The sequence below is a fragment of the Stenotrophomonas maltophilia genome (genome assembly GCF_900186865.1).
In the GTDB taxonomy this organism is placed as follows: Bacteria; Pseudomonadota; Gammaproteobacteria; order Xanthomonadales; family Xanthomonadaceae; genus Stenotrophomonas; species Stenotrophomonas maltophilia.
The window spans coordinates 1788479-1807124 of sequence record NZ_LT906480.1 but is presented as its reverse complement, the minus strand read 5'-3'; the positions used below and the strand labels follow the sequence as shown (position 1 = coordinate 1807124).

22 protein-coding genes are annotated in these 18646 nt (G+C 67.7%); 7 read left to right on the top strand and 15 right to left on the bottom strand.

The features are described 5' to 3' along the window. Positions 1 to 39 precede the first annotated feature (39 nt). On the bottom strand, positions 40 to 816 hold the full coding sequence (locus tag CKW06_RS08650) for an SDR family NAD(P)-dependent oxidoreductase (RefSeq protein WP_024956583.1): 777 nt from the start codon (positions 814 to 816) through the stop codon (positions 40 to 42). Continuing rightward, the gene (gene grxD, locus CKW06_RS08645; RefSeq protein ID WP_005408852.1) at positions 813 to 1133 is read right to left on the bottom strand and encodes a Grx4 family monothiol glutaredoxin; all 321 of its coding nucleotides are present in this window, start codon (positions 1131 to 1133) and stop codon (positions 813 to 815) included. The genes CKW06_RS08650 and grxD overlap by 4 nt, the downstream gene beginning before the upstream one ends. Positions 1134 to 1254: 121 nt before the next feature. On the opposite strand from grxD, the gene CKW06_RS08640 reads away from it, so the two are divergent. Next, the gene (locus CKW06_RS08640; RefSeq protein WP_024956582.1) at positions 1255 to 1833 is read left to right on the top strand and encodes a superoxide dismutase; all 579 of its coding nucleotides are present in this window, start codon (positions 1255 to 1257) and stop codon (positions 1831 to 1833) included. 114 nt (positions 1834 to 1947) lie between these two features. Here CKW06_RS08640 and CKW06_RS08635 read toward each other — a convergent pair whose 3' ends face one another. From CKW06_RS08635 to purE, 3 genes are all read right to left on the bottom strand, one after another. Continuing rightward, the gene (locus tag CKW06_RS08635) at positions 1948 to 2289 is read right to left on the bottom strand and encodes a carboxymuconolactone decarboxylase family protein (RefSeq protein WP_019659022.1); all 342 of its coding nucleotides are present in this window, start codon (positions 2287 to 2289) and stop codon (positions 1948 to 1950) included. Positions 2290 to 2401: 112 nt separating this feature from the next. Further along, the gene (locus CKW06_RS08630; protein ID WP_024956581.1) at positions 2402 to 3550 is read right to left on the bottom strand and encodes a 5-(carboxyamino)imidazole ribonucleotide synthase; all 1149 of its coding nucleotides are present in this window, start codon (positions 3548 to 3550) and stop codon (positions 2402 to 2404) included. Further along, positions 3547 to 4050: a 5-(carboxyamino)imidazole ribonucleotide mutase gene (gene purE, locus CKW06_RS08625; protein WP_005412808.1), complete on the bottom strand. Its 504-nt coding sequence runs from the start codon at positions 4048 to 4050 to the stop codon at positions 3547 to 3549. The genes CKW06_RS08630 and purE overlap by 4 nt, the downstream gene beginning before the upstream one ends. A 58-nt stretch (positions 4051 to 4108) precedes the next feature. Here purE and CKW06_RS08620 point away from each other — a divergent pair, with 58 nt between their 5' ends. The 4 genes from CKW06_RS08620 (at position 4109) to CKW06_RS08605 (ending at position 6760) form a co-directional block, all read left to right on the top strand. Next, on the top strand, positions 4109 to 4378 hold the full coding sequence (locus tag CKW06_RS08620) for a Trm112 family protein (protein WP_005408847.1): 270 nt from the start codon (positions 4109 to 4111) through the stop codon (positions 4376 to 4378). Beyond that, positions 4375 to 5226, top strand: a complete 852-nt coding sequence (gene nadC / locus CKW06_RS08615) for a carboxylating nicotinate-nucleotide diphosphorylase (protein ID WP_005408846.1) — start codon at positions 4375 to 4377, stop codon at positions 5224 to 5226. The genes CKW06_RS08620 and nadC overlap by 4 nt, the downstream gene beginning before the upstream one ends. Positions 5227 to 5340: 114 nt before the next feature. Beyond that, on the top strand, positions 5341 to 6342 hold the full coding sequence (locus tag CKW06_RS08610) for a DUF2272 domain-containing protein (RefSeq protein WP_005412807.1): 1002 nt from the start codon (positions 5341 to 5343) through the stop codon (positions 6340 to 6342). Positions 6343 to 6409: 67 nt separating this feature from the next. Further along, the gene (locus CKW06_RS08605) at positions 6410 to 6760 is read left to right on the top strand and encodes a DUF3301 domain-containing protein (RefSeq protein WP_005408844.1); all 351 of its coding nucleotides are present in this window, start codon (positions 6410 to 6412) and stop codon (positions 6758 to 6760) included. Between the two features lie 46 nt (positions 6761 to 6806). On the opposite strand, the gene CKW06_RS08600 is transcribed toward CKW06_RS08605, so the two are convergent. The 7 genes from CKW06_RS08600 to CKW06_RS08570 all read right to left on the bottom strand — a co-directional run bounded on the left by CKW06_RS08600 (position 6807) and on the right by CKW06_RS08570 (position 12970). Then, positions 6807 to 7259, bottom strand: a complete 453-nt coding sequence (locus tag CKW06_RS08600; protein WP_005412806.1) for a ClpXP protease specificity-enhancing factor — start codon at positions 7257 to 7259, stop codon at positions 6807 to 6809. Positions 7260 to 7343: 84 nt separating this feature from the next. Further along, a complete protein-coding gene (locus tag CKW06_RS08595) occupies positions 7344 to 7979 on the bottom strand; it encodes a glutathione S-transferase N-terminal domain-containing protein (RefSeq protein ID WP_005408842.1) in 636 nt (211 codons plus the stop codon). A 134-nt stretch (positions 7980 to 8113) separates the two neighbouring features. Then, entirely contained in the window at positions 8114 to 8863 is a 750-nt protein-coding gene (locus tag CKW06_RS08590; RefSeq protein ID WP_005408841.1) for a cytochrome c1, read from the bottom strand. Continuing rightward, positions 8856 to 10115 (bottom strand): cytochrome b, encoded by a 1260-nt coding sequence (locus tag CKW06_RS08585; RefSeq protein ID WP_005408840.1) that lies wholly within the window; start codon positions 10113 to 10115, stop codon positions 8856 to 8858. Before CKW06_RS08585 ends, CKW06_RS08590 begins: the two co-directional genes overlap by 8 nt. Further along, on the bottom strand, positions 10115 to 10735 hold the full coding sequence (gene petA / locus CKW06_RS08580; protein ID WP_004151998.1) for a ubiquinol-cytochrome c reductase iron-sulfur subunit: 621 nt from the start codon (positions 10733 to 10735) through the stop codon (positions 10115 to 10117). The genes CKW06_RS08585 and petA overlap by 1 nt, the downstream gene beginning before the upstream one ends. A gap of 299 nt (positions 10736 to 11034) precedes the next feature. Next, the gene (locus CKW06_RS08575) at positions 11035 to 11955 is read right to left on the bottom strand and encodes a lytic transglycosylase domain-containing protein (RefSeq protein ID WP_024956580.1); all 921 of its coding nucleotides are present in this window, start codon (positions 11953 to 11955) and stop codon (positions 11035 to 11037) included. A gap of 46 nt (positions 11956 to 12001) precedes the next feature. Beyond that, a complete protein-coding gene (locus tag CKW06_RS08570) occupies positions 12002 to 12970 on the bottom strand; it encodes a helix-turn-helix transcriptional regulator (RefSeq protein ID WP_024956579.1) in 969 nt (322 codons plus the stop codon). Between the two features lie 80 nt (positions 12971 to 13050). Here CKW06_RS08570 and CKW06_RS08565 point away from each other — a divergent pair, with 80 nt between their 5' ends. Together CKW06_RS08565 and miaB are read left to right on the top strand one after the other, a co-directional pair. Further along, entirely contained in the window at positions 13051 to 13671 is a 621-nt protein-coding gene (locus CKW06_RS08565) for a glutathione S-transferase family protein (protein WP_012479667.1), read from the top strand. Between the two features lie 148 nt (positions 13672 to 13819). After that, a complete protein-coding gene (gene miaB / locus CKW06_RS08560; RefSeq protein WP_012479666.1) occupies positions 13820 to 15238 on the top strand; it encodes a tRNA (N6-isopentenyl adenosine(37)-C2)-methylthiotransferase MiaB in 1419 nt (472 codons plus the stop codon). A gap of 222 nt (positions 15239 to 15460) precedes the next feature. Here the strand turns inward: miaB and CKW06_RS08555 are convergent, their stop codons facing one another. The 3 genes from CKW06_RS08555 to CKW06_RS08545 are packed head-to-tail and all read right to left on the bottom strand — an operon-like array spanning position 15461 to position 18470. Then, complete coding sequence (locus tag CKW06_RS08555) at positions 15461 to 16573, bottom strand: ABC transporter permease (protein WP_024956578.1); 1113 nt, start codon at positions 16571 to 16573, stop codon at positions 15461 to 15463. After that, complete coding sequence (locus tag CKW06_RS08550; protein ID WP_024956577.1) at positions 16570 to 17493, bottom strand: ABC transporter ATP-binding protein; 924 nt, start codon at positions 17491 to 17493, stop codon at positions 16570 to 16572. Before CKW06_RS08550 ends, CKW06_RS08555 begins: the two co-directional genes overlap by 4 nt. A gap of 20 nt (positions 17494 to 17513) precedes the next feature. Next, on the bottom strand, positions 17514 to 18470 hold the full coding sequence (locus CKW06_RS08545) for an HlyD family secretion protein (protein WP_024956576.1): 957 nt from the start codon (positions 18468 to 18470) through the stop codon (positions 17514 to 17516). Positions 18471 to 18646: the final 176 nt, after the last annotated feature.

Genomic DNA, 18646 nt, shown 5'->3' with positions numbered 1-18646 from the left:
CAATCGTGACGGGATCTTCACTCCACCTTTCCCCCGGCCTCATTCCGGCAGGGGCGCCTCACTGGCGTCGAGAATCCGGCCCCGCCAGGCAAGCCCAGCGCTGGACAGCAGGGTCACGGCCGCCGCAGCGGCGGCCTCCGGGCCCCGGGCGGCCGGGTCCTGGTCGACGGAATAGGCCCTGGCGCGCAGCGCCGTGCGCAGGGGGCCCGGATACAGGCCGCTGACCCGCACCGGGCTGCGGCCGAGTTCGTCATGCAGGCTGGTGATCAGCCCGCGCAGGCCATGCTGGGCCACACCGTATCCCCCCCAATAGGCCTGCCCCACCCGTTCGGAGGCATCGACCGCAAACACCAGGGCCGCGTCGTCGCGCTGCCGCAGCAGCGGCAGGCAGGCCTGGGCCAGCCACGCCGGGGCAGTGAGGGTGACATGCACCGCACGGGCGAAACTGGCCGGGTCGGCCAGTTCGAACGGGGTCAATCCGGGGAAATGGGCGGCACAGACCAGCATTCCATCCAGGCGCCCCAGCTCGCGCTGCAGGGCCTGGGCCAGTTCGGCATAGTCGTCGGGGCCCGCACCCTCCAGATCCAGTGGATACAGCAGCGGTTCCGGGCCGACGGCCTGGACCTGGGCGTAGACACGGTCCAGGCGGCGCGGCTTGCGGCCCAGCAGGACCACGGTGGCCCCGGCGGCGGCGGCGGCAACGGCCGCCGCACTGCCCAGCCCACCGCCGGCGCCGGCAACCAGCACCACGCGATCCTGCAACGGGCGGCCATCGAGCGCCCCCTTGGTCGGTGACGTCGATGGCCAGGCACTCATCCCTGGGTCGCCTCTTCGACGATGCGCTTGAGCTCGCCGGCTTCAAACAGTTCCAGGACGATGTCGCAGCCGCCGATCAGCTCTCCATTGATGAACAGCTGCGGGAAGGTCGGCAGGTTGGAGAACCGCGGCAGGTTGGCGCGGATCTCGGGTTCTTCCAGCACGTTGACGGTGCGCAGGGTGACCGCGCCGGCTGCCATCAACGCCTGTACGGCGCGGCTGGAGAAACCGCACATCGGGTATTGCGGGGTACCCTTCATGAACAGCACGAGCGGGTAACGATCGACCTCGGCCTGGATTTGCTGCATTACCGCCACAACCTCACTCCTTGCTTCGCCGGACAAACCGACCGCGGTGGTCGGCTAGACTGCCCACGGTAGCCGCCATTGTAAGCGGATGGAACCGGCTGCCGCCGCCCCTCTGGCCACGAACCTGTCCATGCCTGTCGAATTGCCTGCCCTGCCCTACCTTTCCGGCTCCCTGCAGCCGCACCTGTCCGCACAGACCCTGGAGCTGCACCACGGCCGTCACCATCGCGCCTACGTGGATGCGGTCAATGCCGGCATCCTCGGCACCGAGTGGGAAGACGCGTCACTGGAAGAGATCGTCCGCCAGGCCCAGGGCAAGCTGTTCGATGCGGCCGCCCAGGCGTGGAACCACGGCTTCTACTGGCAGTGCCTGCGACCGCGTGGCGGTGGCGAACCGCAGGGCCGCCTGGGCGAGCTGGTGAAGCGCCAGTTCGGCGACGTGCAGCGCCTGCGCGAGGAATTCAACCGTACCGCACTGGGCCTGTTCGGCTCCGGCTGGGTGTGGCTGGTGCAGCATCCGGGCGGGCAGCTGGGCATCCAGGCGACCCGCAATGCCGGCACGCCGCTGACGGGTGAAAGCACGCCGCTGCTGTGCTGCGATGTCTGGGAGCACGCCTGCTACACCGACTACCAGAATGATCGCGCGCGCTATCTGGACGCGTTCTGGCAGATGGTCAACTGGGAATTCGCTGAGAGCCAGCTACGCTGAGGCAACGGCTCCGCCCCGGGGTGGTGCCGGCCGCTGGCCGGCATCCCCATCGGTGTACAGAGATGGCGAATCTGCCGGCCAGCTGCTGGCACTACCGGAAAGCAGAGCGTGGCTTCACGCGTTCTCGTGCGCGGCCACCGCATCCATCACCCGCGCCGAGTACACCAGCGCCGCACCGGCGTTGAGCGACACCGCCACGCCCAGCGCCTCGGCGATTTCCTCGCGGCTGGCACCATGCTTCAGCGCTGCATCCACGTGCACGGTGATGCAGCCGTCGCAGCGGGTGGTCACCGCCACCGCCAACGCGATCAGCTCGCGGGTCTTCGCATCGAGGTGGTTGGTCTGCGCGCCAGCGTTAGCCAGGGTGGCGTAGCCCTTGACCGTATCCGGTGAGAGCTTGCCGATCTCACCGATACGGCCCTTCAGTTCCTTGCGGTAGGCATTCCAGTCGAGCATGGGGGTGACTCCTGTGAAAGGAGCTCCACGCTACCACCGGGAATGTTGCGCCGATGCCTGCACCGGCGCTTCACAGCGTTGCACTGCCGACCAGCGGCCGGCACTACCGGGCTCAGCGATTGCGCAACGCGTGCACCGCCGGCGCCACCTGGGCCTGGCGATCCAGCTCCAGGCCGACCTGCTCCAGCGCATCGGCCAACGCGGCAGCATCGTCATCGCGCAACGTGGCGTGGCCGACCTTGCGGCCTTCGCGCGGCTCCTTGCCATAGTCGTGCCAATGGCCGCTGGCCTGGCCCAGCACCGGTGCCGGGTCCGGCATCGCGCCCAGCCAGTTCAGCATGCAGGCGTGGCCGAGCATGCGGGTGCTGCCCAGCGGCAGGCCCAGCACGGCACGCAGATGGTTCTCGAACTGCGAGGTCTCGCTGCCTTCGATGGTCCAGTGGCCGGAGTTGTGTACGCGCGGCGCCATCTCGTTGGCCAACAGCTCGCCATCGCGACAGAACAGCTCCAGCGCGAACACGCCGACGTACTGCAGGTGCTCGGCGACACGGCGGGCATAGCCGATCGCGGCCTGCTGCTCGGCATCGGACAGCACAGCCGGTGCCACGCTGGCCGACAGCACGCCGTCGACATGCCAGTTGCCGGTGACCGGCCAGGCTTCGAAGCTGCCATCGCGGCCACGCACGGCGACCACGCTGACCTCGCGCTGGAACGCTACGAAGCCTTCCAGGATCAGGCCGGTACGCTCGACCTGCGCGCCCAGTGCATCCCACGCGGCGTCGATGTCGGCCTCGCTGCGCAGGCGGAACTGGCCCTTGCCGTCATAACCAAGGCGGCGGGTCTTGAGGATGCACGGCAGGCCAAACTCAGCCGCCTTCGCAGCCAGCTCGTCACGGCTGCGGATATCAGCGAAGGCCGGCAGCGGGATGCCCAACTGCTGGAACAGGGTCTTCTCGCTCAACCGGTCCTGGGCCACCGCCAGCGCGGCCGGCGGCGGATAGACCGGCACGCGGTCGGCCAGGAACTGCGCGCTGTCTGCGGGCACGTTCTCGAAATCGAAAGTGACCACATCGACCTTGGCGGCGAATTCCGCCAGCGCGTGGCGGTCATCGAAGGCACCGACGGTGAGCGGCGCCAGCGGGCCACTGCAGGCGTCGGCCGCCGGGTCGTACAGCTGGAAGCGCAGTCCCAGCGGCGCACCGGCCAGGACCATCATGCGGGCGAGCTGGCCGCCGCCCAGGATGCCGACGGTCAGGCTCATTGGCGCGGATCGTCGTGGGCCATCACGTCTTCGGTCTGGCGTGCACGGAAGGCGTCGAGCGCCTGGCCGATCGCCGGCTGGTCGCTGGCCAGCATCGCAGCAGCGAACAGCGCCGCGTTGGACGCGCCGGCATTGCCGATGGCGAAGGTGGCGACCGGGATGCCGGCCGGCATCTGCACGATCGACAGCAGCGAATCCATGCCGTTGAGGGCCTTGGACTGCACCGGCACGCCCAGCACCGGCACGGCGGTCTTGGCGGCGATCATGCCCGGCAGGTGGGCGGCCCCGCCGGCACCGGCGATGATCGCGCGCAGGCCACGCGGGCCCGCCTGCTCGGCGTAACTGAACAACACATCCGGCGTCCGATGCGCGGACACCACCTTCACTTCGAACGGAACACCCAGGGCTTCAAGCTTCTGGGCGGCGTGCTGCATGGTTTCCCAGTCGGAACGGGAACCCATGACGATGCCGACAAGCGGCGCGATCGGGTTGGGGGTCATTGGCCGTCACCTGCCTTAAAGACGTATTCTAGCCATCTTCCACGCAAGACGAAGAACCATGGATCGCAAGCTGCTCGACCTGCTGGTGTCGCCGGACACCCGCCAGCCCCTGTCCCTGCTGGATGGCAAGGGCCTGGAAGCCCTCAACAAGGCCATTTCCGCCGGCGCGGTGAACAAGGCCGATGGCAACCCGCTGGCGCAGCCGCTGCGCGAAGCGCTGGTCACCCGCGACCGCAAGCAGGTGTTCCGCGTTGACGACGGCATCCCGGTGCTGCTGGCCGAGGAAGCCATCCCGACCGCCCAGATCGCCGACTTCCCGGCCGCATGAGCGCGCTGCCGACGCCGGATGCGGCCGTTGTCGCCGCCGATGTCGCGCGGGCGCTGGCCGAGGACCTGGGCAGCGGCGACGTCACTGCCGCCCTGCTGCCCGACCAGGCCGACAGTGCTTACCTGCTGTGCAAGCAGGACGGGGTGATTGCCGGCCGTCCGTGGTTCGACGCCACCCACCGCGCACTCGACCCGGACGTGCGCATCGAATGGCGTGTCTCCGAAGGTGACGCGGTCACCGCAGGCACCGTGCTGGCCCTGCTGCACGGGCGCAGCCGCAGCCTGGTCAGCGCCGAGCGCACCTCGCTGAACTTCCTGCAGACGCTGTCTGGCACCGCCACCACCACTGCCCGCTACGTGGCGGCGGTGGCCGGCACCGGCACGCGCATCCTCGACACCCGCAAGACTCTGCCCGGCCTGCGCCTGGCGCAGAAGTACGCAGTGCGCTGTGGCGGCGGTGACAACCACCGCTTCGGCCTCTATGACACAGTGATGCTGAAGGAAAACCACATCCGTGCCGCCGGTTCGCTGGCCGCGGCGGTGGCCGCCGCGCGCCGGCAATGGCCCGCGCTGCCGCTGGTGGTCGAGGTCGAGGACCTGGCCCAGCTGCGCCAGGCGCTGGAAGCCGGTTGCGAGCGCATCCTGCTGGATGACTTCAGCCCCGACCTGCGCCGCGAGGCAGTGCGCATCACGGCCGGCCGCATTCCGCTGGAAGTGTCAGGCAGCGTGGGCCTGGGCGGCCTGCGTTCGATCGCCGAGGACGGCGTTGACTGCATCTCCATCGGTGGACTGACCAAGCACGTGCAGGCCATCGATCTGTCGCTGAAGCTGGGCCCGCCGCCGGGTTGAGGCCTGGCGTGGGGGTCGATCCGTTGTCCATGGGAAAAGGGATCTGACCCCGTTCTCACACCCGGCGTTCACGACAGCGCTGCGACGCTGAGGTATCCCCCACAGGAGCCGCGCATGCGCCGGATGCTCTTGCCTGCCTGCCTGCTGCTGGCCGCGGCACCGTTGTCCGCAGCGGCCGCCGAAGCCTGCGATGTTCCGCCCCGCTTCGGCCTGAGTCCGTTGGCGGTGGCCATCCGCAACACCGCCTGCAATGAGCACCGGCTCTGGTACCGGCCCTTCATCGATCGTGAAGGCCGTGCCGCCAGCCTCAGCGTCACCGAGGCCGAAAGCGATCACCTGGCAGACAATGGCCTGATCGCCTGGCAGCGCGTGGCCGGCTACTGGCGCAACAGCGGCACGCTCAATGCGATGGGCAGCATCGCGGGCGCCAGCAGCTGCCTGGCGCCGTTGGGCACGCGCTACACCGACAGCGACTGCCGCGCCTTCCTGATCGACAACCCATGGTCGGCCGCGTTCATTTCCTGGGTGATGGTGCAGTCCGGCGTTCCTGGCTTCAATACGTCGCCACGCCACATCGACTACATCCGTGCCGCCTACCAGGGCGGCCCCTCGGGCGTGCCGTACCGGCTGGTCGACCCGGCCACGGCCAAACCCGCACCGGGCGACCTGCTGTGCTTCCTGCGCGACCGCAGCACCACGCTCAGCTACAGCGGGCTGGTGCAGGCACTGGGCAATGGCTCGGTGGGCCACTGGAAATCGCATTGCGAAGTGGTGGTGGCGGCCAACCTCGGCGGCGACCAGACCCTGTACCTGGTCGGTGGCAACGTGATGAACACCGTAGCGATGCGGTTGCTGCAGCTGGATCGTACGGGGCTGATCAAGCTGCCTCCGGCACGCGAACGCAACAGCACCGGCATCGACCCCGGCTGCACACCAGGTCGCGAGGACGAATGCAGCTTCAACCGGCAGGACTGGGCAGCGCTGCTGCAGCTGACTGCAACCTCACCGCTGGTGATGCCCTCGCCCACTGCGACGCCGATGCAGCCCACTCCGGCACCGCAACCGGTCATCGTGCCCGCGCAGCCGATGTCCAGCGAACCGCAGCCGCGGCGGTGAGTGCAGCGCTTGATCCAGCGCGCGTTCGCCGCCATCTTTGCGGGATCGACCCCTGACGGCTGACGCCATGCCCACCCTGCTGCTGTTGCTGATTGCCGGCGGAATCATCTATTTCTTCTGGAACGCGGCGCGTTCGGCCGCCGAGCGCGCGGTCGAACTGGGGCGCAATGCCTGCCGTGCTGCCGACGTGCAATGGCTGGATCAGGCGGTGCACGCCACCGGCCTGCGCCTGTCGCGCGGCGAAGATGGCCGGCTCGGCTTCGAACGTACCTTCAAGTTCGAGTATTCCTACGACGGCATCGATCGCCACGTGGGCCGCATGGTGCTGCGCGGCGACCAGCTGATCTCATTCACTGGTCCGGGCGCGGCGCGGATCAGCCAGATCCGCGCGGATGTGGACGATGCCGAGGATGTCTAAGGGCTGAAGGCGTGCCGACCAACGGTCGGCACCCACCGTTACCTGGTTACTTGACCACGCGCAGGTTCGGGCGCCCCTTCGGCGGCGGGCTGGCTGGCGGCGTATCGTCCGGCGGCGTGCCTTCCTCGTGCAGCAGCTCATCGCTGGTCGGAGCGGTCTCGTTGCCCGGGATGTCATCCGGTAGCGCCATGCCCTGCCCGGTCTCGCGGGCGTAGACGGCCAGCACGGCGCTGATCGGCACCTGCACCGGGTAGCTGGTACCGGAGAAGCGCGCCGAGAAGCTCACCATCTCGTTGTCGATCATCAGCCGCACGACAGCACGTTCGGCGATGTTGAGCACGACCCGGCCATCCTTGACCGCCGAAGGCGGGACCTGCACGCCGGGAACGCCGGCGTCGACCAGGATGTGCGGGGTCAGCTGGTTGTCGTTGATCCATTCCACCAGCGCCCGCAGCAGGTACGGGCGGTGGCTGGTCATGTGGAAGAAGTCTTCGGTCATGCGTGAAGTGTACGCGCCCGGCGCCCCGCCGGGGCGGATCACCTGCACGCCGGTCGGCGTGCAGACGGGTAACGCAGGCCCGGATCAGACCGGCAGATCGCGCAGCTTCTTTTCCTGATCGGTCAGGCTGCGGACGAAACCGGGGTGGCGGAAGATGCGGTTGCCGTAGTCCTCGATCGCCTTGCCGTCCTTCGGCAGCGGTACGTCCAGCGACTGCAGGCGCCAGATGATCGGCGCCATCGCGCAGTCGGCCAGGCTCATTTCCGGGTTGAGGAAGAACTTGCTGGCCTTGAACAGCGGCAGCGAGGCGGTCAGCAGCTCCTTCAGGCGCTTGCGGCCAGCCTCGGCCTGGGTCTTGTTGCCGAGCTGGATGGCCTGCACCTGTGGCACCCAGTCGTGCTCGATGCGCAGCATCGCCAGGCGGATGCGCGCACGCGAGAGCGGATCGACCGGCATCAGCGGCGGATGCGGATAACGTTCGTCCAGGTACTCGCTGACCACTGATGCGGCGTACAGCACCAGCTCGCGTTCGACCAGGGTCGGCACCGAGTGATACGGATTGAGGTCGATCAGGTCTTCAGGCGGGTTCTGTGGATCGACCGGAACGAAGTCGAAGGTCACACCCTTGGCCGCCAGCACCAGGCGTACACGGTGGCACAGTACATCGTCGTTCGAGGAAAACAGCGTCAGTGTATTGCGCATGCGTACGCTCGCCGCCATCAAAGGCTCTCCCACGACAGGAGACCGCCTGCCGCATCGGCGCCGCCGGCACCGTGCCGGCGGTCGACTCCTCCCCGAGTGTGCAACCGACCATCACAAAAGCCAATAGGCCCGTGCGATGGCCGGCGGCAGATTCAGTGAACGTCCTTCCAGTATTCCTTCTTCAGCAGGTACAGCAGGAAGGTGAGCAGGGCCAGGAACAGGATCACCCACACGCCCAGCTGCTGGCGCTTGAGCGCGGCCGGTTCGCCGGCATACTCGAGGAAGTTGGTGATGTCCCGCACCGCCTGGTCGTACTGCCCGGCATCAACCGAACCCGGCGTTTCGATCTTCAGGCCGGTCACCGGCGGGTCCATGCCGGGCGCTTCCGCCTTGCCATGGACCGCATGCTGCAGGCCCTGCATCTCCCACAGCGGGTTGGGCATGGAGGCATTGGCGAACAGCGCGTTGTTCCAGCCCAGCGGCCGGCTGCTGTCCAGGTAGAACGACTTGAGGTACGTGTAGACCCAGTCACTGCCCCGCACGCGCGCGATCAGGCTGAGATCGGGCGGCATCTTGCCGAACCACTTCTCCGCGTTCTCCTTGGGCATCGCCACCGGGATCGGGTCGCCGATCGCCGAGCCGGTGAAGTTGAGGTTGTTCATCACCTCTTCCTCGGTCAGGCCCAGGTCCTGCGCCATCCGCGAATAGCGCAGGTACTTCAGCGCGTGGCAGCCGGAGCAGTAGTTCATGTACAGCTGCGCGCCGCGCTGCAGCGAAGCGCGGTCGCCCAGATCGTTGCCGGCCTGCAGCAGCTTGGTGCCACCTTCGGCGGCGGAGGCCAGGAAACTGCCCAGCATCAGGGTGGCCGTCAGGGCCAACCGGACCATCCAGCGATCAGTCATGGGTGGTCACCCTCTCCGGTACCGGCTTGGTCTTGTCCAACCGTGTCCATAGCGGCATGGTGATGAAGAACGCGAAGTACAGGAAGGTCAGCACCCGCCCGATGTAGGTCTCGTGCACGTCGGTGCCCGGGCCGGAACCAATCACGCCCAGCCACACGAAGCACACCGCCAGCACGCCCAGCATCACCTTCGAGATCCAGCCGCGGTAGCGCACCGACTTCACCCTGGCCTTGTCCAGCCACGGCACCAGGAACAGGATCGCAATGGCCGAGAACATCACCAGCACGCCACCGAGCTTGTTCGGCACCACGCGCAACATCGCGTAGTAAGGCGTGTAGTACCAGACCGGCTTGATGTGTTCCGGGGTCACCAGGCGGTTGGCCTCGGTGAAGTTGTCGTGCTCCAGGAACAGGCCGCCGAAACCGGGCGCGAAGAAGATGATGAAGGCGGCGATGATCAGCAGGAAACCGGCGCCGACGCCATCCTTGAGCGTGTAGTACGGGTGGAACGGAATGCCATCGGCCGGCGCGTTCGGCGACCAGCGGTTGCCCTTCGGCCCCTTCTTGATCTCCACGCCATCGGGGTTGTTCGAACCCACTTCGTGCAGCGCGCCCAGATGCAGTACCACCAGCAGCAACAGCACCAGCGGCAGGGCGATGACATGCAGCGCGAAGAAACGGTTGAGCGTGGCGTCACTGGGCAGGTAATCGCCCATGATCCATTCGGTCAGGCCGTTGCCGATCACCGGTATCGCGCCGAACAGCGAGATGATCACCTTGGCGCCCCAGAACGACATCTGGCCCCACGGCAGCACGTAGCCCATGAAGGCTTCGGCCATCAACACCAGGTAGATCAGCATGCCGAGGATCCACACCAGCTCGCGCGGCTTCTGGTAACTGCCGTACAGCAGGCCACGGAACATGTGCAGGTAGACCACGATGAAGAACAGCGAGGCACCGGTGGAATGCATGTAGCGGATCAGCCAGCCCCACTCCACATCGCGCATGATGTATTCGATGGAGCCGAACGCCTCGGCGGCGCTGGTCTTGTAGTGCATCGTCAGGAAGATGCCGGTGACGATCTGGTTGACCAGCACCAGCAGCGCCAGCGAACCGAAGTAGTACCAGATGTTGAAGTTCTTCGGCGCGTAGTACTCGCTGACGTGCTTCCGGTAGACCGGCATCAGGCCGGGCGCGCGGGCGTTGACCCAGTCGGCCACGCCGCTGGCAGTACGGCTGAGGATATTGGCCATCAGGCAGCCCCCTGCGGATCGACACCGATGATGATGGTGTTGTCGTCCTGGTAATGGTGCGCGGGCACCTTCAGGTTGATCGGCGCCGGCACGTCCTTGAAGACGCGTCCGGACATGTCGAAGCGCGACTTGTGGCACGGGCAGAAGTAGCCACCCTTCCACTGCGGGTCGTAGGGCTCGGGCCGGATCTCGGCGACCATTTCCGGCGAGCAGCCCAGGTGCGTGCACAGGCCGACCAGCACGGAGATGTCCGGCTTGATCGAGCGCAGCTCGGGGTTCTGCTTCAGCACGTAGTCCGGCTGCTGGTCCTTCTCGCCGGACTCGGGGTCCTTGAGACGGCCGTCCAGCCCGTGCAGCGCATCGAGGATGGCCTTGGACCGCTTGACGATCCAGATCGGCTGGCCACGCCATTCCACGATCAGGCGTTGGCCTTCCTGCAGGGCGCTGATGTCGGCCACCACCGGTGCGCCGGCAAGCTTGGCGCGGGCACTGGGGTTCCAGGATTTGATGAAAGGAACTGCGGTGAATCCGACGCCGACGGCGCCCACCACGGCTGTGGTGGCAGAAAGAAAACGCCGACGTCCGGTGTTGACTGGATCGTGTACCCCATCGTTGGCCATCCGGCACTCCGATATTGATTAGGTAGCTTTAAGGCTGCCAGCGGATCCGGTGGGGGCCAGAGCCGCATTGAATCACGGTCGAGTGTAGCGGAACCGTCGCGCGCCACACAACGCATTGCAACAACATTGATTGCGGGGTTGCCGGCCAGCGGCCGGCACTACCTTTCAAAGGAGTGCCGACCAACGGTCGGCACCTACCGTTCAAGGAGTGCCGACCAACGGTCGGCACCTACCGTTCAAGGAGTGCCGACCAACGGTCGGCACCTACCGTTCAAGGAGTACCGGCCAACGGTCGGCACCTACTGGTGACTCAGGGCGGTGCGGTAACGCTCGGCCAGCTGCCCGACCCGGCGCACGTAGTACTGGGTCTCGCTGTAGGGCGGCACGCCACCGTGGCGGTCGACCGCGCCTTCGCCAGCGTTGTAGCCGGCTGCGGCAAGGGTCAGGTCGCCATTGAAGCGTTTCAGCAACCACGCAAGATACTGCACGCCGCCACGGATGTTCTGCCCGGCGTCATAGGAATCGCTTACACCGAAGCGCGCGGCGGTCGGCGGCATCAGCTGCATCAGGCCCTGCGCGCCAGCACGGCTGAGCGCGGTCGGGTTGTAGGCCGACTCGGCATGGATGATGGCGCGCACCACCGCCTCCTCCACACCGAACTCGCGCGCGGCCGAGGTGATCTCGGCCTGGAAGGCCGAGGTGTTCAGTCGCACGGTGCCGAAGTCCACGCGTGGATTGACCCCACAGGCATAGCAGCGCTCCATGAAGCTGTAGCGGATGGTCCGGACCGGGCCGAGGTTGGCCACCTGTGTCGGGCGCGCACTGGTGTAGTGGCGCACGCCATCCTTCATGAAGGAATACACCTGGCCACTGACCATGCGCCCGCTGCGCGAGGCGACCGGCTGTGCGGGACCGGATGCCGGCACGGACGCAGGCGCGACCGTTGCCGGCGCTGCGGCACTCGCAGCAACGGCCACCGGGTTGCGTTCGATGCTGGCCACCGTGGTGGGTGCCGGCCTGGGCGCGGCCACCACCGGTCGAGGTGCCGGGCGGGTGTCACGGGTGTAGCTGATGGTGCTGCAGCGCGCGCCGGCCACCCGCTTGCTCACATAACTGGTGACGCCGTCAGCGCCCTGGCACTTGTACAGGGTTCCAGCGCTGGCCGGCGCAACGGTCAGCGCAGCGATGATGATCGCCGTTGTCCCCAGTATCCCCTTCATGGCGGCGAGTGTCCCAGCTTCGCCGGGGCTTGCCAAGCGACGTGGCTCAGCCTGTGACCGGCGGCACAGCCAGCAGCTGGCCGAGGCCCGCCAGGCGCTGTGCCAGTTCGTCGCGCAGGCCCGGCGGGGTGGTCCAAAGCGCCACGGGTAGGCGGTCCAGGCTGAGAATCTGCGCCAGCATCATGCCGCGGCTCTCGGCGCCCATGCGCAGCAGGCAGTGGTTGGGGCCATCCGCTTCCAGCACTCCACACCACGGCGGGATGCGGCCTTCCAGCTCGGAATGGCTGCCGGCTAGGCGGAGGATGGCCTGCAGCGCGAACGGCGCCTGGCTGACCGCCTGCCGCACCATCACATCGGGCGGCGCCGGGGTGCGCCGGTGCAGGCCCGGCCCGGCGCACTCACGTACGGCGCCCATGCGGTCCACGCGCAGGGTGCGCCAGTCCTGCCGCCCCAGGTCCCAGGCAAGCAGATACCAGCGTCGCCCGTAGTTGACCAGGTGCTGGGCCTCGACCTCGCGCTGGGTGACGGCTTCCTGCGCGCTGCGGTATTCGAAGGCCAGCCGTGACGCCTGTCGGCAGTGCTGGGCCAGCCGCCCGAGCAGGCGTGCGTCGGTGGACGGAAGGTCGGACAGGGTGGCCGTCGCTGCATGCACCTCGCCGGCCTGCTGGCGACGACGGGTCGGCACCAGCGGATCGAGCTTGGACAACAGGCCACGCGCGGTGTCGTCGATCCCGGCAACGGTGGCCGAGGCTGCGCGCAGGGCGATGGCCAGGGTGGTCGCCTCCTCCTCGTCCAGCAGCATCGGCAGCACCGGGGCCCCGGCCCCCAACTGGTAGCCGCCGCCGACCCCGGACGAGGCCTGCACCGGATAGCCCAGCTCGCGCAGGCGCTCGATATCACGGCGGATGCTGCGCCGGTCCACGCCCATGCGCTCGGCCAGCTCGGCCCCGGACCACTGGCGGCGGGCCTGCAGCAGGGCGATCAGGCGCAGCAGACGATGGGCGGTATGGCGCATGAAGGATCGAGGACAGAAGTCGTCCGCAATAGTGCCCCAGGATGGCCTCCAGTTCACCACCCACCGCAAGGAGCAATGCCATGAATTCACGCCAGATCACCCTGTACCACGCCGCCCGTTCCCGCTCGAGCGGCGCCGTGGCCCTGCTCGAAGCGCTGGGTGCCGACTACCGCATGCAGGTGCTGGACCTGAAAGCCGGCGCCAACCTGGCCCCGGCCTACCTGGCCATCAACCCGATGGGCAAGGTGCCGGCCATCGTCCACAACGGCGCACTGGTGACCGAGCAGGTGGCGATCTATCTGTACCTGGCCGACCTTTACCCGGAAGCCGGGCTGGCACCGCCGATCGGCGACGCCCTGCGCGGCCCCTACCTGCGCTGGATGGCCTTCTATGGCGCCTGTTTCGAGCCGGCGATGATCGACAAGGCGATGCACCGCGAGCCGCCGCCGCGCCTGATGTCGCCGTACAACGATGCCGAGACCGTGCTGCAGGTGGTCGAGGCCCAGCTGGCGCAGGGCCCGTACCTGCTGGGCGAGGTCATGAGCGCCGCCGACGTGCTGTGGGGCAATGCACTGGCGTGGACCACGGCCTTTGGCCTGGTACAGCCGGCGCCGGCCACGGCTGACTACATCGCACGGATGAGCGCGATGACCGCGTTCGACCGTTCGCGGCAGATCGATGCGGAGCTGGTGGCGGCGTAAGGGCGCCCGCCGGGCACCGCCCGGCGCTACCGGGGCCGGCGGGATGCGGGTAGCGCGGGGCCGTGCCCCGCGAGCGCACAGCGCGGCGTACGCGCCGGGATGCAGGTAGAATTGCCGGCTTTCCCGCCACCCGAATGGATTAAGCGCCATGACCGGGACGCCAGACGTCTTTCCGCCCGCCACGCCGGGCGGTGCCCCGCTCGTTGCCCTGCCCGCCGGTCCGCGCAAGCCCGACCAGGTGAAAGGCAAGCTGTACATCAAGACCCACGGTTGCCAGATGAACGAGTACGACTCGGCCAAGATGGCCGACGTGCTCGCCGCCAGCGATGGCCTGGAACTGACCGATACCCCGGAAGACGCCGACGTCATCCTGGTCAACACCTGTTCCATCCGCGAGAAGGCGCAGGAGAAGGTGTTCAGCCAGCTGGGCGTCTGGAAGGGCCTGAAGAACAAGGGCCGCGAGGTCATCATCGGCGTGGGCGGCTGCGTTGCCTCGCAGGAAGGCGAGGCGATCATCAAGCGTGCGCCGTTCGTGGACCTTGTGTTCGGCCCGCAGACCCTGCACCGGCTGCCGGAGCTGATCCGCGCCCGACGCGAGCAGAAGCGCCCGCAGGTGGACATCAGCTTCCCCGAGATCGAGAAGTTCGACCGTCTGCCGGAACCGCGTGCCGAAGGCGCTTCGGCGTTCGTGTCGATCATGGAAGGCTGCTCGAAGTACTGCTCGTTCTGCGTGGTGCCCTACACCCGCGGCACCGAAGTCAGCCGCCCGTTCGAGGACGTGGTGGTGGAAGTGGCGCAGCTGGCCGCGCAGGGCGTGCGCGAAATCAACCTGCTCGGGCAGAACGTCAATGCCTATCGCGGCCCCTATGGAGATGGCGAGTTCGCCGATCTCGGCCTGCTGATCCGGACCATCGCCGAGATCGACGGCGTCGGCCGCATCCGCTTCACCACCTCGCACCCGCTGGAGTTCAGCGACTCGCTGATCGATGCGTTCCGCGACGTGCCGCAGCTGGCCAACTTCCTGCACCTGCCGGTGCAGGCCGGCAGCGACCGCGTACTGTCGGCGATGAAGCGCGGCTATACCGCGCTGGAATTCAAGTCGAAGATCCGCAAGCTGCGCGCGGTGCGCCCGGACATCTCGATCAGCTCGGACTTCATCGTCGGCTTCCCCGGCGAAACCGATGCCGATTTCGAGAAGACCATGAAGCTGATCGAGGACATCGGCTTCGACCACAGCTTCTCCTTCATCTATTCGCGCCGCCCGGGCACCCCGGCGGCCGACCTGGAGGACACGATCAGCGATGCCGAGAAGCACGCGCGCCTGTCGCGCCTGCAGGAGCGCATCAATGCGCACGCCGCCGGCATCTCCGAGAAGATGGTCGGCACCGTGCAGACCGTGCTGGTGGAAGGCCCTTCGCGCAAGAACCCGAACGAACTGACCGGCAAGACCGAGAACATGCGTTCGGTGAACTTCCCGGCGCCGGCGCGGCTGATCGGCCAGTTCGTGGATGTGGTGATCACCGAGGCGCTGACCAATTCGCTGCGCGCGCGCGTGGTGGCGGAATAAGGTGCGCCGACCAACGGTCGGCACCCACCGAATTGATGCCGACCAACGGTCGGCACCCACCGAATTGATGCCGGCCAACGGTCGGCACCTACCGGAGTTGGTGCCGGCCAACGGTCGGCACCCACCGAATTGATGCCGGCCAGTGGCCGGCACCTGCCGGAATTGATGCCGGCCGGCGGCCGGCACCTGCCGGGGTGGATGCCGACCGTTGGTCGGCATGCCTCAATCCAAACGCTTGCGGAAACGCAGGATCGCCAGGGTCATCATCACCGCGATGAAGGCCAGCAGCGCCAGCGCGTCGTGCCACAGCTCCCACAGCGAGGCGCCGCGCAGCATGATGCCGCGCACCAGGCGCAGGAAGTGGGTCAGCGGCAGTACTTCGGCCAGCCATTGCACCGGCCGCGGCATGCCCGCAAACGGGAACATGAAGCCCGACAGCAGGATCGACGGCAGGAACAGGAACAACGTCATCTGCATCGCCTGGAACTGCGAGCGAGCGCGCGTGGAAATCAGCAAGCCCAGCGCCAGGTTGGCCAGCACCAGCAGCACCGCGGCCAGGTAGATATCGAGCAGGCTGCCGCGGATCGGCACCTGGAACAGCCAGGTGCCCAGCACCAGCACCAGCGTGGTCTGCAGCAGGCCGATGGCTGCATAGGGCAGCACCTTGCCCACCATCAGTTCGCTGCGCGACACCGGCGTGGCGATCAGCAGCTCCATGTTGCCGCGCTCGCGTTCACGCACCACCGCCACCGCCGTGAACATCACCAGGGTCATGGTCAGGATCACCCCGATCAGGCCTGGCACGATGTTCACCGCCGAACGGCGCTGCGGGTTGTAGAAGCTGGTCACGCTGATTGGACCACTGGCGATGCTGCCTTCGCGCAGCGGCCGCGTGTTGCTGGTCGGTCGCGTCTCCAGCGGCACCTGCGCCAGCTGGATCGCCGCGCTCTGCACCACGGTGTCGCTGCCATCAACCAGCACCTGCACCGCCTCGCGTCCATCGAAGCGACGGCGCTCGAAGTCGGCCGGCACCACGATGCCGACACTGATCTCGCCACGCCGCAGCGCCTGCATCAACTGGTCGGGCGTATAGGCTTCGCTGCGCGGCGTGATCACGCCGGTGGCGACCATGTCCTGCACCAGCGCGCGTGACGCCGCACTGTTGGCCTGGTCGGCGACACCGGAGTCGAGGTGGCGCAGGTTGAGATTGATCGCGTAGCCGAACAGCAGCAGCTGCATCACCGGAATGCCGACGATCATCGCCAGCGTGATGCGGTCGCGGCGCAGCTGGCGCAATTCCTTGAGCATGATCGCCCATAGCCGGCGCAGGTTCATGCCGCTGGCTCCCGGCCACGGCCGCGGGTGGCGGCGACGAAGACGTCTTCCAGGTTCGGCGCCACCGCCTCGATGCGGGCCTGCGGATCGGCGCTGGCCAGCGCGCGCCGCAACGCTGGCGCATCGGCGGCCGCCTCGCTGCACAGCACGCGCAGCTGCGTGCCGATCTGTGCCACGCTCAGCACGCCGGGCAGCTCAGACAACGCGCGGCTGGCCTGCCGCGGCTGCGCCGACGTGACCTGCAGCGTGCGGCCGTCCAGCCGTGCACACAGTTCGGCCGGCGTGCCATCGGCGACCAGCGCGCCTCGATCGAGGATCGCCAGCCGGTGGCAGCGCTCGGCTTCGTCCATGTAGTGGGTCGATACCAGCACGGTGGTACCGGCGTCGGCAAGTTCAAACAGGGCCTCCCAGAAATCGCGGCGTGACTCCGGGTCGACCGCGCTGGTCGGCTCGTCCAGGAACAACAGCTCGGGCGCGTGCACGACGGCGCCGGCCAGCGCCAGGCGCTGCTTCTGGCCACCACTGAGGGTGCCGGCCAGCTGCGGCTGCCGGTCCAGGAGACGGTACTGCTGCAGCAGTTCGTCGACCCGCTGCCGGGCCCGCGTACGCGGCAGGTCCTGGATGGCGGCGAGGAATTCCAGGTTCTCGCGCACCGAAAGGTCTTCATACAACGAGAAGCGCTGGGTCATGTAGCCGATGCGCCGGCGCAGTGCCTCGGCCTGCTCCGGCACGGCCAGGCCGAGCACCTCGATCTGGCCGGCGCTCGGTTCCAGCAGGCCGCACAGCATGCGGATGGTGGTTGACTTGCCCGACCCGTTCGGGCCCAGGAAGCCATAGACCTGGCCACGCGGCACGATCAGGTCGACATTGTCCACGGCCAGCAGATCGCCGAAGCGGCGGGTCAGGCCCTGGGCATGCACCGCGATGTCGTTGCCGGTGTTCAGAAGCTCACCTGCACCGGCATTCCCGCCGGCAGCTTCTGCATGTCGGAGGGAGCGTCCACTTCGATCTCGGCGAGGTAGCTCAGGCGCGCGACGTCGTCACCGGTCAGTGCGTAGTACGGAGTAAATGAAGGCTCGCTGCGGATCGAGCGCACATGCCCCTTCAACGCAGTGCCTTGCCCTTCCAGGTGCACCTGCGCGACCTGCCCGACCTTGACCTGCAACCGCAATGGCTGCGGCAGGTAGACGCGCGCATAGGGGCGCTCGCCGACCAGCATCACCGCCAGCGGCGCGCCGACCGGCGCCTGGTCGCCCTGCCGGTAAGGCAAGGCATCGACCACGCCGTCGCGCGGCGCACGCAATTGCAGCTTCTGCAGGTTCACGGCCTGCACTGCCTGTTGCGCCTGCGCGGCATCGGCGGCGGCCTGGCCCTGGGCGATATCCTGCACACGGCTGCCGTGCACCCGCTCCAGCCAGGCCTGCTCGGCAGCACGCACGCTGGCCTCGGCATTGCCGGCGGCGGCACGTGCACGATCCAGCTCAGCGGCGGCAATCAAGCGCTGCTGTGCCAACGGCTGGACCCGCCGGTAATAGGCACTTGCTTCGGCAGCCTGTGCGCGCAGCGCGGCCAGTTGCGCCTGGGCCTGCGCGATCTGCTCCTGGCGTGGGCCAATCTTCAGTTCTTCCAGCTGCGCCTGCGCACGCGCCGTATCAGCCTGCGCTGCGGCGAACTGCGCGTCGCCGCGGGCCGGGTCGAGCTGCATCAGCACGGCGCCGGTCTTGACCTGCTGTCCCTCGCGCACCTCCACCGTGGCGATCACTTCGGCCGCCGGCGCCGGCACCGTGATCCGGTCCCACTCCAGCGTGCCCAGTGCAGTCGGTGTTGACTGCACACACCCGGCCAGCAGGCCGATGCCCGCCAGTCCGATTCCTCGCATCCCGTTGCCGATGCCCATGCCATCCCCTCCTGCGACGGCGACACGGTACCATGTGCCCCGTGCACCCTCAATGATTCCGATCAGCCCTGGCGGTTTTTTCGCCACGCGCCGGCACGCCTTTTGCTGCAAGGCTCCGCACCACCTATCCACAGGTTGATTCGGCATCATTCCACAACCGTTGTGGAAATCCGCCA

What these genes read in the sequence shown, in the direction of transcription:
- CKW06_RS08640 (WP_024956582.1), top strand. Translation starts at nt 1,255, where the DNA reads ATGCCTGTCGAATTGCCTGCCCTGCCCTACCTTTCCGGCTCCCTGCAG.
- CKW06_RS08590 (WP_005408841.1), bottom strand. Translation starts at nt 8,863, where the DNA reads ATGACTGATCGCTGGATGGTCCGGTTGGCCCTGACGGCCACCCTGATG.
- CKW06_RS08565 (WP_012479667.1), top strand. Translation starts at nt 13,051, where the DNA reads ATGAATTCACGCCAGATCACCCTGTACCACGCCGCCCGTTCCCGCTCG.
- miaB (WP_012479666.1), top strand. Translation starts at nt 13,820, where the DNA reads ATGACCGGGACGCCAGACGTCTTTCCGCCCGCCACGCCGGGCGGTGCC.
- CKW06_RS08620 (WP_005408847.1), top strand. Translation starts at nt 4,109, where the DNA reads ATGGATCGCAAGCTGCTCGACCTGCTGGTGTCGCCGGACACCCGCCAG.
- CKW06_RS08635 (WP_019659022.1), bottom strand. Translation starts at nt 2,289, where the DNA reads ATGCTCGACTGGAATGCCTACCGCAAGGAACTGAAGGGCCGTATCGGT.
- CKW06_RS08610 (WP_005412807.1), top strand. Translation starts at nt 5,341, where the DNA reads ATGCGCCGGATGCTCTTGCCTGCCTGCCTGCTGCTGGCCGCGGCACCG.
- CKW06_RS08600 (WP_005412806.1), bottom strand. Translation starts at nt 7,259, where the DNA reads ATGACCGAAGACTTCTTCCACATGACCAGCCACCGCCCGTACCTGCTG.
- petA (WP_004151998.1), bottom strand. Translation starts at nt 10,735, where the DNA reads ATGGCCAACGATGGGGTACACGATCCAGTCAACACCGGACGTCGGCGT.
- nadC (WP_005408846.1), top strand. Translation starts at nt 4,375, where the DNA reads ATGAGCGCGCTGCCGACGCCGGATGCGGCCGTTGTCGCCGCCGATGTC.
- CKW06_RS08555 (WP_024956578.1), bottom strand. Translation starts at nt 16,573, where the DNA reads ATGAACCTGCGCCGGCTATGGGCGATCATGCTCAAGGAATTGCGCCAG.
- CKW06_RS08630 (WP_024956581.1), bottom strand. Translation starts at nt 3,550, where the DNA reads ATGAGCCTGACCGTCGGCATCCTGGGCGGCGGCCAGCTCGCCCGCATG.
- purE (WP_005412808.1), bottom strand. Translation starts at nt 4,050, where the DNA reads ATGACCCCCAACCCGATCGCGCCGCTTGTCGGCATCGTCATGGGTTCC.
- CKW06_RS08595 (WP_005408842.1), bottom strand. Translation starts at nt 7,979, where the DNA reads ATGGCGGCGAGCGTACGCATGCGCAATACACTGACGCTGTTTTCCTCG.
- CKW06_RS08650 (WP_024956583.1), bottom strand. Translation starts at nt 816, where the DNA reads ATGAGTGCCTGGCCATCGACGTCACCGACCAAGGGGGCGCTCGATGGC.
- CKW06_RS08570 (WP_024956579.1), bottom strand. Translation starts at nt 12,970, where the DNA reads ATGCGCCATACCGCCCATCGTCTGCTGCGCCTGATCGCCCTGCTGCAG.
- CKW06_RS08545 (WP_024956576.1), bottom strand. Translation starts at nt 18,470, where the DNA reads ATGGGCATCGGCAACGGGATGCGAGGAATCGGACTGGCGGGCATCGGC.
- CKW06_RS08605 (WP_005408844.1), top strand. Translation starts at nt 6,410, where the DNA reads ATGCCCACCCTGCTGCTGTTGCTGATTGCCGGCGGAATCATCTATTTC.
- CKW06_RS08575 (WP_024956580.1), bottom strand. Translation starts at nt 11,955, where the DNA reads ATGAAGGGGATACTGGGGACAACGGCGATCATCATCGCTGCGCTGACC.
- CKW06_RS08585 (WP_005408840.1), bottom strand. Translation starts at nt 10,115, where the DNA reads ATGGCCAATATCCTCAGCCGTACTGCCAGCGGCGTGGCCGACTGGGTC.